At 63.5% G+C, this 13,311-nt stretch carries 12 protein-coding genes; 6 read left to right on the top strand and 6 right to left on the bottom strand.

The annotated features are described in order from the left end of the window. The first annotated feature begins 127 nt into the window (after positions 1–127). Both CUV01_RS09400 and phbB read left to right on the top strand, forming a co-directional pair. Positions 128–1,303 carry an acetyl-CoA C-acetyltransferase gene (locus CUV01_RS09400; protein ID WP_101460243.1) on the top strand — a complete coding sequence of 392 codons (1,176 nt, stop codon included), beginning with the start codon at positions 128–130 and terminating at the stop codon, positions 1,301–1,303. A 95-nt stretch (positions 1,304–1,398) separates the two neighbouring features. After that, the gene (gene phbB / locus CUV01_RS09395) at positions 1,399–2,124 is read left to right on the top strand and encodes an acetoacetyl-CoA reductase (RefSeq protein ID WP_101460242.1); all 726 of its coding nucleotides are present in this window, start codon (positions 1,399–1,401) and stop codon (positions 2,122–2,124) included. 96 nt (positions 2,125–2,220) lie between these two features. Here phbB and CUV01_RS09390 read toward each other — a convergent pair whose 3' ends face one another. The 3 genes from CUV01_RS09390 to CUV01_RS09380 form a co-directional block, all read right to left on the bottom strand. After that, positions 2,221–2,382 (bottom strand): YdcH family protein, encoded by a 162-nt coding sequence (locus tag CUV01_RS09390; protein WP_101461991.1) that lies wholly within the window; start codon positions 2,380–2,382, stop codon positions 2,221–2,223. Positions 2,383–2,457: 75 nt separating this feature from the next. Beyond that, positions 2,458–3,201, bottom strand: coding sequence for a tRNA1(Val) (adenine(37)-N6)-methyltransferase (locus tag CUV01_RS09385; protein WP_101460241.1), 744 nt, complete (start codon positions 3,199–3,201; stop codon positions 2,458–2,460). After that, positions 3,194–3,487 (bottom strand): putative signal transducing protein, encoded by a 294-nt coding sequence (locus CUV01_RS09380; protein WP_338418313.1) that lies wholly within the window; start codon positions 3,485–3,487, stop codon positions 3,194–3,196. The genes CUV01_RS09385 and CUV01_RS09380 overlap by 8 nt, the downstream gene beginning before the upstream one ends. Here CUV01_RS09380 and CUV01_RS09375 point away from each other — a divergent pair. Next, complete coding sequence (locus CUV01_RS09375) at positions 3,480–4,481, top strand: polyprenyl synthetase family protein (protein WP_101461990.1); 1,002 nt, start codon at positions 3,480–3,482, stop codon at positions 4,479–4,481. The genes CUV01_RS09380 and CUV01_RS09375 overlap by 8 nt on opposite strands. A gap of 77 nt (positions 4,482–4,558) precedes the next feature. Here the strand turns inward: CUV01_RS09375 and CUV01_RS09370 are convergent, their stop codons facing one another. Beyond that, positions 4,559–5,893 carry an ammonium transporter gene (locus CUV01_RS09370; protein WP_101460239.1) on the bottom strand — a complete coding sequence of 445 codons (1,335 nt, stop codon included), beginning with the start codon at positions 5,891–5,893 and terminating at the stop codon, positions 4,559–4,561. Positions 5,894–6,161: 268 nt separating this feature from the next. Here CUV01_RS09370 and CUV01_RS09365 point away from each other — a divergent pair, with 268 nt between their 5' ends. Continuing rightward, positions 6,162–8,435: a transglycosylase domain-containing protein gene (locus CUV01_RS09365; protein WP_101460238.1), complete on the top strand. Its 2,274-nt coding sequence runs from the start codon at positions 6,162–6,164 to the stop codon at positions 8,433–8,435. A 93-nt stretch (positions 8,436–8,528) separates the two neighbouring features. Here CUV01_RS09365 and CUV01_RS09360 read toward each other — a convergent pair whose 3' ends face one another. Together CUV01_RS09360 and CUV01_RS09355 are read right to left on the bottom strand one after the other, a co-directional pair. Further along, positions 8,529–9,131, bottom strand: coding sequence for an ABC transporter substrate-binding protein (locus CUV01_RS09360; RefSeq protein ID WP_101460237.1), 603 nt, complete (start codon positions 9,129–9,131; stop codon positions 8,529–8,531). After that, a complete protein-coding gene (locus CUV01_RS09355) occupies positions 9,121–9,918 on the bottom strand; it encodes an MlaA family lipoprotein (RefSeq protein WP_232962176.1) in 798 nt (265 codons plus the stop codon). The genes CUV01_RS09360 and CUV01_RS09355 overlap by 11 nt, the downstream gene beginning before the upstream one ends. A gap of 197 nt (positions 9,919–10,115) precedes the next feature. Here CUV01_RS09355 and CUV01_RS09350 point away from each other — a divergent pair, with 197 nt between their 5' ends. Both CUV01_RS09350 and CUV01_RS09345 read left to right on the top strand, forming a co-directional pair. Continuing rightward, positions 10,116–11,864 (top strand): type I secretion system permease/ATPase, encoded by a 1,749-nt coding sequence (locus CUV01_RS09350; RefSeq protein WP_101460236.1) that lies wholly within the window; start codon positions 10,116–10,118, stop codon positions 11,862–11,864. Beyond that, entirely contained in the window at positions 11,861–13,303 is a 1,443-nt protein-coding gene (locus tag CUV01_RS09345) for an HlyD family type I secretion periplasmic adaptor subunit (RefSeq protein ID WP_101460235.1), read from the top strand. Before CUV01_RS09350 ends, CUV01_RS09345 begins: the two co-directional genes overlap by 4 nt. Positions 13,304–13,311 lie beyond the last annotated feature (8 nt).

The following is a 13,311-nucleotide window of genomic DNA, read 5'->3' as shown; positions in this document are numbered from 1 at the left end:
GCACGATATTCGACCTGTCCGCTGAAATCAGGAACCCTGCTGCTCTTGACGCCACGTCGCGAACCCGCATCCTATGCACGAATGCCAGCCGGGGGCTGGCACGAATGGATAGAACAAGGAACCTCACATGTCGAAAGCTGTCATCGTTTCCGCTGCCCGCACCCCCGTGGGCAGCTTCATGGGGTCCTTTGCCAATGTTCCGGCACATGATCTGGGCACGGCCGTTCTGAAGGCGGTGGTCGAGCGCGCGGGCGTTGACCCGGCAGAGGTCAGCGAGACGATCCTGGGCCAGGTCTTGACCGCCGCTCAGGGCCAGAACCCGGCGCGTCAGGCGCATATCAACGCCGGATTGCCCAAGGAAGCCGCCGCCTGGGGTCTGAACCAGGTCTGCGGCTCGGGACTGCGGGCCATCGCGCTGGCCGCACAGCAGATCGGTATGGGCGATGCGGATATCGTCATCGCAGGCGGTCAGGAAAGCATGTCGCTGTCGCCGCATGCCAGCTATCTGCGCGCCGGCCAGAAGATGGGCGACATGCAGTCCATCGACACGATGATCCGTGACGGCCTGTGGGATGCCTTCAACAATTACCACATGGGCCAGACGGCCGAGAACGTCGCCGAAAAATGGCAAATCAGCCGCGAGGCGCAGGACGAATTCGCCGTCTCAAGCCAGAACAAGGCCGAGGCTGCGCAAAAGGCCGGCAAGTTCGACGACGAGATCGTCGCCTATACCGTCAAGACCCGTAAAGGCGACACTGTCGTCGACAAGGATGAATATATCCGCCACGGCGCGACGATGGAGGCGATGCAAAAGCTGCGCCCTGCCTTTACCCGCGATGGCACGGTGACGGCCGCCAATGCATCGGGCCTGAACGACGGCGCCGCCGCCGTGATGGTGATGTCCGAGGAAGAGGCAAACAAGCGCGGGCTGAAGCCGCTGGCGCGGATCGCCTCTTACGCCACGGCGGGGCTGGACCCGGCGATCATGGGCGTTGGCCCGATCTATGCCAGCCGCAAGGCGCTGGAAAAAGCCGGCTGGACCGCCGACGATCTTGATCTGATCGAGGCAAACGAAGCCTTCGCCGCGCAGGCGCTGGCGGTGAACAAGGAAATGGGCTGGAACCCCGAAATCGTGAACGTCAACGGCGGTGCGATTGCCATCGGCCATCCGATCGGTGCCTCGGGCGCGCGCATCCTGAACACGCTTTTGTTCGAGATGGGCCGCCGCGACGCCAAGAAAGGCCTGGCGACGCTGTGCATCGGCGGAGGCATGGGCGTCGCCTTGTGCCTGGAACGCGACTGACCGACCGGCCGGAAAATCCTGTGCGCAATGATCTTGCGCACAGGGCGCCGCTTGGATAACAAGATTTCGACGCAATCGACAAGCGAGGGGGAGACATGTCGAAAGTTGCACTGGTTACCGGAGGCTCGCGCGGAATTGGCGCCGCAATTTCCAAGGCGCTGAAAGATGCGGGCTATACCGTTGCCGCGAACTACGCCGGCAATGACGAGGCGGCCACCGCCTTTACCGAAGAGACCGGCATCAAGACCTATAAGTGGTCGGTGGCGGATTATGACGGCTGCGCCGCTGGCGTGAAACAGGTCGAAGAGGAACTGGGGCCCGTCGCCGTGCTGGTCAACAATGCCGGCATCACCCGCGATGCGATGTTCCACAAGATGACGCCCCAGCAGTGGAAAGAGGTCATCGACACCAATCTGACCGGATTGTTCAACATGACCCATTCGGTTTGGGGCGGGATGCGCGATCGTAAATTCGGCCGCGTGGTCAATATCAGTTCTGTCAATGGTCAAAAGGGCCAAGCCGGTCAGGCCAACTATTCCGCCGCCAAGGCGGGCGATATCGGCTTTACCCGCGCGCTGGCACAAGAGGGCGCGCGCGCAGGCATCACCGTCAACGCCATTGCGCCGGGTTATATTGGCACCGAAATGGTTCGCGCGATCGACGAAAAGGTCCTGAACGAACGGATCATCCCGCAAATCCCGGTCGGCCGCCTTGGCGAACCCGAAGAGATCGCGCGGGCCGTCGTATTCCTGGCCGCGGATGATGCAGGCTTTGTCACCGGCTCGACGATCTCGGCCAACGGCGCACAGTTCTTTAGCTAGGCACTCGTCGGCACAGATCGCTAAAATGCCTGATACTCAAGAAAACGGCCCGCGGTGATCGCGGGCCGTTCTGCATTTGAAACGTGTTACAGATCGTCAGGACAGACGGGTGATTTCTTCTTTCAGGCGAAGCTTCTCGCGCTTCATTGTGGCGATATCCAGATCGTCCGTTCCGGGACTTCTCTGAGCTTTTTCAACCGCCTCGGACAATACGTTGTGTTTTTTGCGCAATTCCTCGACGTGAGAAGCAACCGACATTTCGTTCTCCCTATTTGTCTCGCGAAACAGGTTTAGTGCAGCACAGATTTCCGATTCTGTCATCAAACTTTCGCACTACCCAAGGTTGATTCGCCGGCCAGCGCGCAGAATGTCGGCGGATTGCTGCGACAGGTCCTCGCCATCGCGCAGATGTGACGGCGCCTGATGCGTGATCAGCGGCGCCAGCAGCCGCAACGGCGTCCGCGCGCCCTTGCGTGCGGTGACAATGACCCGCCCGGCCTCGCGACCGGGACGCGCGGCGATCGGCAGCACCACGATTGCACCCGCCCGCGCGCCCAAACCGGCCAGGATTGCATCCAGCCGGTCGGCGCGATGGATCAGCGTCACCCGCCCGTCAGGACGCAACCGCCGCAACGCCGCATCGACCCACAGGCTCAGCGCGGTCTGTTCGTGCCGCGCCTCGGTCCGCCCGTCATCGGATGCACAGGTGCCGTTCAGGAAATAGGGCGGATTGGCGATGACATGGTCATAGCTTTCCGCCCGCAACTCGGCCGGCATCGCCGCCAGATCGCCCGTGATCACCCGCATCGCGATGCCGTTGGCTTGTGCGTTCTGCCGCGCAAGATCGGCATAATTCGCCTGCCGCTCCAGTCCGGTCAGACGCAGATCCGGCACCCGCCAGCCCAGACACAGGCTCGCAACACCCGCGCCGCATCCCAGTTCCAGCACCGATTGCCCGCGCTCTGCCGAACAGGCCGCCGCCAGCATCACCGCATCGGCGCCCGAGCGATAGCCACGCACGGGCTGCGCAATCAGAAGCCGGCCATCCAGAAAACCGTCCTGCGTCAGATCACTCATCCAGCCCGGCATCGCGCAGAATGGCAGTGGCAATGAAATGATCACGGTCAGCGACCATCAGCCGCTGCGGCAAAATCCCGATGGATCCCTCGAGCACACTCATGTGCTGATCAAAGGCAAAGGCGCGCACGCCCTGATCATCCAACAGGTCGATGGCGCGTGTCATGCGCAGCGGATCGGTGGTGCGGAACAGTTCTTTCATGGTGGCGCGACGATATGCAGCGGTTGCGCAGATGTCGATGGCGTGGCAATTGCATGTCACGAAAAAGGGACTGTCGATGAACATGACCAATAGCGCATCCACCCCACTGGACCGCCTGGCGGTGCAAATCGCGCCCGAGTTGGAACAGGTCAGCACCCTGATCCGGCAGCGCATGGCCAGCCGCCACGCGCCCCGCATCCCAGAGGTAACGGCACATCTGGTCGAGGCGGGCGGCAAACGGCTGCGGCCAATGCTGACGCTGTCTGCGGCGCGGATGCTGGGCTATCAGGGCGACGATCACGTCAAGCTGGCGGCGACGGTCGAGTTCATTCACACGGCAACGCTGCTGCATGATGATGTGGTCGATGAAAGCCGCCAGAGACGCGGCCGGCCCACCGCCAACCTGCTTTGGGACAACAAATCCAGCGTTCTGGTCGGCGATTATCTGTTCGCCCGCAGCTTTCAGTTGATGACCGAAACCGGCAGCCTGAGGGTGCTGGACATTCTGGCCAATGCCAGCGCCACCATCGCCGAGGGCGAGGTGCTGCAACTAACCGCAGCGCAGGATCTGCGCACGGATGAAGACATCTATCTGCAGGTGGTCCGCGGCAAGACGGCGGCGCTGTTTTCCGCCGCGACCGAGGTTGGCGGCGTCATCGCCGGCGCGCCCGAGGATCAGGTCCGCGCGCTGTTCGATTATGGCGACGCGCTTGGCATCGCCTTTCAGATTGTCGACGATCTGCTGGATTACGGCGGCGTCACCGCGACCATCGGCAAGAATACCGGAGATGATTTCCGCGAACGCAAGCTGACCCTGCCGGTGATCAAGGCGATAGCGGCAGGCGATGCGACCGAACGCGCCTTCTGGACCCGCACCATCGAAGCGGGTGATCAGCGCGACGGCGATCTGGAACAGGCGCTGGCCATCATGGCCCGTCATGGCGCGATGCAGGCCGCCCGCGCCGATGCGCTGGACTGGGTCGGCCGGGCCAAGGCCGCACTTGCCACGCTGCCAGCCAATCCGATCCGCGATTTGCTGGACGAATTGGCCGATTTCGTCGTCGCCCGCGTCGCCTGAGCCATCCCCAAACTCATTAAAAGGACGGGGCGCCCCATCGGACGCCCCGCCGCGTTGGTTTCTGCCTGTGTTGCGCGTTATTTGGCGATGACGAAGTCCGGATAGGCCTCCATCCCCATTTCGCTGATATCCAGCCCGGTGATCTCTGCCTCCTGACTGACGCGAATGCCCATCGTCGCCTTCAGAACCAGCCACAAGGCGTAGCTGACGATAAAGACGAAACCACCAATGGCGATCACGCCCAGGGCCTGCACGCTGTAGCTGGCATCGGGGTTCGAGGCCGGCACGATCATCGTGCCCCAGACACCCGCGACCAGATGCACCGGAATGGCGCCGACCACATCGTCGATCTTCCAGCGGTCCAGCATCGGCACGACCAGCACGGCGATGGCACCACCAACGCCGCCGATCAGAACCGCGCCCAGGATCGAGGGCATCAGCGGTTCGGCGGTGATCGCAACCAGACCGGCCAAGGCGCCGTTCAGCACCATGGTCAGGTCGATCTTGCCGTACATCAGCTGCGTCGTGATGATCGCGGCGATTGCACCGGCGGATGCCGCCATATTGGTGTTGACGAAGATGCGGCCCACATCGGCTGCGTCATTCACGCTGCCCAATGCCAGTTGCGATGCGCCGTTAAACCCGAACCAGCCCAACCACAGGATGAACGTGCCCAGGGTCGCCAGTGCAAGGTTCGAACCCGGCATCGGCTGCATCCGCCCATCGGCCCGGTACTTGCCGTGACGTGCACCCAGAACGATGGCACCGGCCAGCGCGGCAAAACCGCCCGTCGCATGCACCAGCGTCGAGCCTGCGAAATCGGAGAACCCGCGCGCATCCAGCCAGCCTGCGCCCCATTCCCAGCTGGCTTCGATGGGATAGATAAATCCGGTCAGGATGACGGTGAAGATCATGAACGGCCACAGCTTGATCCGCTCGGCAAGCGTACCCGACACGATCGAGGCGGTGGTGGCGCAGAACATCAGCTGAAAGAAGAAATCCGAACCCGCGGAATAGCCGTCGGCTGCATTTCCCGCGCCTGCAGGGTCGATGGCTTTGGGCGAGAACAACTGGCCGACGACGCCGGGAATGGTCCAGCCATCGACCGGATACATCAGGTTATAGCCGACCAGCCAGTACATCAGGCCGGCAATCGAAAACAGCGAGATGTTCTTGAACAGCTGCGTGGTCACGTTCTTGGACCGGACCAGCCCGGCCTCCAGCATGGCAAAGCCCGCTGCCATCCACATGACCAGAAAGCCGCCGATCAGGAACAGCAGCGTGTTGAAGATATAGACCACGTCGGGGCTGATGGCGGCGGCTGCCGCTTCGGCCCCGGCGGCATCTTGCGCCAGCGCCGGGCCAGCCAGCGCAAGCAATGCTGCGATTAGGGGAAGGGAGAATTTTCTCATGTGTCTGTCACCTGTTTCGTCCGCCGCAGCCCCGTGAGCGAGGGCCGCTTACCCTGCCTTGATCGACATCTGGCGCGGCATTGCACAAGCGCAGGGCGCCATGCCGCAGCGCAGAACCCGGCAGCGATCAAAAAACAGGCGACCCTCAGGTTGATTGCCCAATTCGCGGGCAGATCACGCATTGGTGGGGTCAATTCCCTCGGCGCGATTCTTGTTGTATGCTGCATCGCAATCAGGCCGGACAAATCGGCCGGGCAGGAACGCAGGCATGAAAAAACCGACCGGCACACCCAAACGCACGGGCAGCAGCCCCGTTGCTGAAAAGCGCAGCTTTTCGGACCCGACACCGCCCAAGAAAGCGGCGCGGCGCAAGCCTGCGCCGAAAAAGCGTGGCAATGTCGTAACCCGCGGCATCACCGGCTTTGTCAGCCTTGTCTGGCGGGTGATCTGGGGCACGACATGGCGCCTTGCCTTTGTCATGGCCCTGATCGTGGGCGCTGCAACCTTTTATTATTACAGCGGTTTGCCCGAGGCCTCGGCACTGTTTGATGCGCGCGCGCGCGGATCGGTCACCATGCTGGACCGCGATGGACGCGTCTTTGCCTGGCGCGGCGAAACCTTTGGCACCGTCAGCGCAGACAAGATCGCACCGGTCCTGAAAGAGGCCGTGATCGCGACCGAGGACAAGCGCTTTTACAGCCATCTGGGCGTCGACCCGCGCGGCATCGCCAGCGCCATCCGAATCAACATGTCCGAAGGCCGTGGCCCGCTTGAAGGGCATGGCGGCTCGACCATCACGCAGCAGGTCGCCAAACTGCTTTGTCTGGGCGACACGTTCGACCCGATCCGGTGGGAAGACGAAGCCGCATACGAGGCCGATTGCCGCGTTGGCAGCCTGTGGCGCAAGGTCAAAGAGGTGCCCTTCTCGCTGGCACTGGAGGCCAAATATTCCAAGAATGACGTTCTCAACATCTATATGAACCGCTCGTATCTGGGCGGTGGCGCGCGCGGCTTTGAGGCCGCCAGCCAGCGTTACTTCAACAAGCCCGCCAGCGATGTGAACGCAGCCGAGGCTGCCATGCTGGCCGGTCTGCTCAAGGCCCCCAGCTATTACGCGCCGACCTCGAACCTTGAACGCTCGCAGGATCGGGCCGGGGTGATTCTGGGCCTGATGCACGAGCAGGGCTTTATCGATGACGCTCAATTTGCCGATGCCAAGGCCAACCCGGCAGCGCTGAGCCGTGCGGCAGCCGCGCGGGCTGGCGGTTACTTCGCCGATTGGGTGATGGAATCGGGTCCCGGCTTCCTGACCTCCGAGACGACCGAAGACGTCACCATCAAGACCACCTTCGATCAGCGCATCCAGCGCGCCGCCGAACGGGCCATGGCCTCGGTGATCGACGAAAAGGTCAAGGCGGGCAGCAAGGCCGAAGCCGCCATCGTCGTCATGAGCGCCGATGGCGCAGTGCGGGCCATGATCGGCGGGCGCGACAGCGTCGTGAACGGCGTGTTCAACCGCGCCACGCAGGCGAAACGCCAGCCGGGTTCGTCCTTCAAGCCCTTCGTCTTTGCGGCAGCCTTGGAACTGGGCTATCGCCCCGACGATGTCGTGCTGGACGGTCCGCTGACCATCAATATTCGCGGCTCTGGCCCCTGGACGCCCAAGAACTATACCCGCAACTATCGCGGCAATGTGACGCTGACGCAGGCGCTGTCCAGTTCGCTGAACACAGCAACCATCCGCCTGCAGGAATCGGCTGGCCGCGATCTGGTGCGCCAGGTCGCCGAAGATTTCGGCTTTGCCAGCAACATGACCAACGGCCCGTCTCTGGGGCTGGGTGCCTCGGAAAGCACCTTGCTGGAAATGACCGGCGCTTATGCCGGCATTCGCAACGGCGGCACCGCGGTGCATCCCTATGGCCTGGTCGAGTTGCGCATCGCCGGCGATGATCAGGCGCTGATGGGTCAGGCCGGCGGCATGGGTGAACGTGTGATCAGCCAGCGCGCGGCAGGTCAGCTGATCTACATGATGGAAAACGTCATCACGAATGGCACCGGCAAGCGTGCACAATTGCCCGGGCGCGAGGCCGCGGGCAAGACCGGCACCACCTCGTCCTATCGCGATGCCTGGTTCATCGGCTTTACCGAGCAATACGTGACCGGCGTCTGGATGGGTTATGACGACAACACACCGCTGACCGGGGTTACGGGCGGCGGATTGCCCGCCGAGATCTGGCAAGAGGTGATGGTGCAGATCCATGACGGGCTGCCGGCACTGCCGCTGCCCACTGTTGCGCCTGACGCAGGTGGCGGGGCGGCCGGGCAAAGCCTGCTCAGCGGCGCTGCGACCAATGATCCGCTGGCAGCAGCACTGGCAGAGGCGATGGGTGAAACCCAGCCCCGCCAGCCGGCGCCGCAGGGCACTGCGCCCCGCACGCCCGGCAACAGCGTCAGCGCGGGCGACCCCGCACCGACCCCCGCGCAGGGCCAGGGTGACGATGCGCTCAGCCAGGCTTTGAACGGCATTCTGGGCGGCAACTGACGAAAAAGGGGGGCTGACCCGGCCCCCCTTTGCCGCGCTGCTGCGGCCTCATTGAAAAGATGATCTCTCCCGGCGGGCGACGCCGCCGCAGTATCAGCCGGACTGTTTCAGGTCGGCGATCAACGCAGCGACATCACCATTGCGCCGGGCCAGCATCGCACCGATCTCGGTCCGCTCGGTCGCGAGCATGTTCACGCCCTCGATGATGATATTGAAGTAAAGGTCGCGACCCGATTTGTCCGAGACATGCCATTCCACCTGCATCGGCGCGCGGCCGTTCAGATAGGCAACAGAGGTCACCGCGACAAAGCTTTTCAGCGGGCGGGCCCCGGTAACTTCGATCTTCGAGCCGATGAATTCATGAAACCGCTTGCCATATTTGCGCCCGATATAGCCCTGAAACGCCTGCCGGTATGCGCCGAATTCAGCCGCGCTGACCTGGCGGGCGGCCGGGCCCAGGGCCGAGCGCGCGATGATATCGACATCGGCATAACGCGCAAAGATGGCCTCGAATTGCTGGTACATCTGCGCCGGCGCCTGGCCGGAATTGATGACCGCATAGACCTCGGCCAGCGATTTTTCGATCAGCGCACTGGCCTGATTGGTATCCAGCGCGAACGCCGCGACCGGCCGCAAGGCCAGCGCCAGCACCCCACCCCCGGCCAGCGCGATAAAGCCGCGCCTATCAATCCTCATAGGGGTCGATGATACCGTCGTCGCTGGCCGCGCTGTCTTCATATGGGTCGATGACATAGGGATCATCCGTTCCCCCCTCTTGTCCAAGTTCATGATGGCGGTGCATCAGATAGATCAACCGCGCCTGCGCGTAACTATCGGCACTTTCATACAGAACGCTATCCACAGTGTCGCCAAAACGCGAGCGTTCACCGGCTTTTGAGATCAGCCGGATCGCCGTCGCACCGTTCCGCTGATCGCGGTTGAGCCAATTGTCCAGTGGATCAATCGCCATATCGACCACACGCCCGACCGCCCTGCGGCTGGTCGATGGCCCCAGAACCGGCAGCTCCAGATAGGGTCCCTCGGGCAGGCCCCAGACATACAGCGTCTCTCCGAAATCGGTATCGATCTCGGTCAGCGCAAACTCTGCCCCCGCCGGATCGTGCATCCCGCCAAGGCCAAGCGTGGAATTTACGACAAAGCGCAGCCCGTTGCGCATGGCCGGTTCAGGGCGGCCCTGCAGGATATGGTTCAGCACCTTGCCCGGCAGCGACAGGTTGCCGCCGATATTGGCCACGATATCCAGCGGCCCGCCCGTCTCTGCGCCAGCATCGGGCTGATCGCCACCGTCCATCGCCCGCGTCAACGGACGGACAAGATTGGTGTCCAACCCCTTGTTGAAGGCGTGGATCTGTCGGTTCGTGCTTTCGAACGGGTCGTTGACGGTCTGCGCGGGACGGTCGCCTTGCGCAGTGCAGGCCCCCAGCAGCAAAAGGACAAGCGGCACATGGATGCGTCGTGACAATTCGGTTCCTCGCGATGCGCCTGCAATACCTCGTCTGCGATACGCAGCACCAAGGCGAAACAGCCTGTTCTATTTGTCTTAACTCGCATAAAACCGTTCCTGTGGCAGGGCAAGCGCAGGCAAGGCGGATCGGTCAAGGTCCGCCGATGTCTTGACAGGCGCTTAGGAGGCCCCGGTTAAACAGGACGGACGGCAGTATGGCACGAGCGCCCGATACGCAACGCGGCAAGGCAGAGCTTCGATCGGCGCGGTCGGAAGGCTGGCGACTGTTTATCGCGGTGGGTCTGTTTTCGGCGGTGGTCAACATCCTGATGCTGACCGGCCCGCTGTTCATGCTGCAGGTCTATGACCGCGTCCTGGCCTCGCGTTCCTACGAGACGCTGACGGCGCTGTTCGTGCTGGTCACGTTCCTGTTCCTGCTGATGGGTGTGCTGGATGTCGCGCGCAACCGGGTGATGACCCGCGTCGCCGCGCGGTTCCAGAACCGGCTCGAGCCGCGCGTCTTTACCGCCGCCCTGACCGAGGGCAACGCCTCGGGCAACGACATCGCCATGCGCGGCGGGATGCGCGATCTGGAGGCCGTGCACCGGTTCCTGTCCTCGCCCGTCGTTCTGGCGCTGTTCGATCTGCCATGGGCGCCGATCTTTCTGGGCGCGGTCTTCATCTTCCACCCGCTTTTGGGCGTCGTTGCCACGGCCGGTGGCGCGTTGCTGGTGCTGGCGACGCTGTTGAACCGCTGGTTCAGCCGCGCACCGCTGCAGCAATCCGCCGTCGCGACGCAAAAAGCCGACCGAATGAACGAGCTTTACCGCGACGAGGGCGAATTGATCGGCTCGCTCGGGATGCGCGGCGCAGCCTTTGACCGCTGGCAAAAGGCGCGTGCCGAGGCGACGCAACACGGCGTGCAGGGTGCCGACCGCGCCTCGACCTTTACCGTGTTTTCGCGGACCTTCCGCCTGTTCTTGCAAAGCGCGATGCTGGCTGCCGGTGCGTGGCTGGTGCTGCAACAGCAACTGACGCCCGGCGCCATGATCGCCAGTTCGATCCTGATGGGCCGCGCGCTGGCGCCCATCGATCAGGTGGTCGGCGGCTGGCCCATCGTGCAGCGCGCACAGGACGGTTGGGCACGGCTGGCCGAATTGCTGTCGCGCCAGCCGCCCGTGCCCGATCGGACGCCGCTGCCGCGCCCGCGCGCGCAGCTTGACGTGCGCAACCTGTCGGTCATTCCACCCGGGCAGAACCAGCCGACCTTGCGCGGCATCAGCTTTTCGCTGCCGCCCGGCAAGGCGCTTGGTGTCATCGGGCCTTCGGGCGCGGGCAAGACCACACTGGCCCGCGCGATCATCGGTGCATGGCCGCTTGGGGCAGGCTCGATCCGGTTGGGCGGCGCGACGCTGGACCAGTATGACCCCGATGTGCTGGGCAACCTGATCGGCTATCTGCCCCAGCAGGTGACGCTGTTTGACGGCACCATCGCCGACAATATTGCCCGGATGAACCCCAATCCCGATCCGCAGCGCGTCGTCGCCGCCGCCAAGGCCGCCGCCGCGCATCAGATGATTCTGGATCTGCCGCAGGGCTATGACACACCGATCAGTCAGGCCGGCGGGCGCCTGTCGGGCGGCCAGATCCAGCGCGTCGGACTGGCCCGCGCGCTGTATCCGCAGCCGGCCCTGTTCGTTCTGGATGAGCCGAATTCCAATCTGGACAATCAGGGCTCTGAGGCGCTGAACCAGGCCATCCGCAGCATCAAGGCGCGCGGTGGCTCGGTCATGATAATGGCGCACCGACCCGCTGCCATCAGCGAATGCGAATTGCTGCTGGTGTTGGATCAGGGCTCGCGCCGCGCCTTCGGCCCGCGCGACGACGTACTGAAATCCATGGTCAAGAACGCCGAAAACATCCGCCAGTCGCAAAGCGCCGGCAAAAGCGGGGGCATCACATGAGCGACGAAGATCAGGGCAATATCGGCAAGCCGCTGGCGCGTATCCAGCCGGTGCAACAATCCGTCCCGCAGGCTGTTCCGCCTGCCGACGATCCCGGCCCCGCCCCGCCGCCGCCCAAGGCGACCGCGCCCGACAGGACCGAACTGGCACGGCGCTGGCCGGTGCGCGGCGCGGTGATACTTGGGCTTGCCGGTATCCTGCTGCTGTTTGGCGGCTTTGGCAGCTGGGCCATGCTGACCCGCATCGCCGGTGCCGTTGTCGCCCCCGGTCAGGTCGAGGTCGAACAGCATCGTCAGGTCGTCCAGCACCCCGACGGCGGTGTGATCGAGGAAATCATGGTGGCCGAGGGCGATAGCGTCGAGGCCGGAGATACCCTGGTCCGGCTGGACGGCTCACTGTTGATGACCGAACTGACCATCGTCGAGGGTCAGTATTTCGAAATCCTCGCCCGCCGCGGTCGGCTGGAGGCCGAACGCGCCGATGTCGAGGAAATCATCTTTCCCGCCGAGTTGGTCGAACAGACCAGCCAGCATGCCGATCTGACGCAACTGATGGACGGTCAGCGCAGCCTGTTCACCGCCCGCCGCGACACCATCCGCCAGTCTCTGGATCAGCTCAGCAAGCAATCCGAACAGATGGGCCAGCAGATCGCCGGGATCGACGCGCAGTTCGATGCCCTGGGCAAACAACGAGAGTTCATTCAGGAAGAACTGGGCGATCAGCGCTCCCTGCTGGAAAAGGGGCTGGCGCAGGCGACCCGCGTTCTGGCGCTGGAACGCGAGGCCGCACGCCTTGACGGCCAGTTGGGCGAGATGCAGGCCTCGCGCGCGCAGGCCGAAACGCGCCAGACCGAGATCGGCATCGAACAGTTGCGCCTGAGTGCCGAGCGCCGCGAAAGCGCCGAGACAGAGTTGCGCGACCTTGGCTATCGCGAATTGGAACTGGCCGAACGCCGCCGCGCGCTGAGCGAACAGATCAACCGTCTGGACATTCGCTCGCCCGTGTCGGGCATCGTTCACCAGTTGCAGTTCACCACGCCACGTTCGGTCATCAGAGCCGCAGATCCGGTGATGTACATCATCCCGCAGGATCGCCCGCTGATCATCGGCGCGCGCATTGCCACGATCAATGTCGATGAGGTTCAGGCAGGACAGGACGTCATGCTGCGGTTTTCCTCGTTCTCGTCGCGCACCACGCCCGAGATCGACGGCGAGTTGCTGCGCGTGTCGGCCGATGCGCTGATCGACGAGGCGACCCAGGCACCCTATTACCGCGCCGAGGTCACGATCCCGCCCGATCAGCTGGAAAAGCTGCAGGGCCTGGCGCTGATCCCCGGAATGCCGGTCGAGGTCTATATCCAGACCGGCGAACGCAGCCCGATGGCCTATCTCATGAAACCGCTGGCGGATTACTTTAACCGCGCCTTCCGCGAAAGCTGATCCGGGCC

Source organism: Paracoccus tegillarcae, from assembly GCF_002847305.1.
Classification (GTDB): Bacteria; Pseudomonadota; Alphaproteobacteria; order Rhodobacterales; family Rhodobacteraceae; genus Paracoccus; species Paracoccus tegillarcae.
The sequence above is the reverse complement of the archived record's forward strand: the minus strand, read 5'-3'. Positions and strand labels throughout refer to the sequence as shown.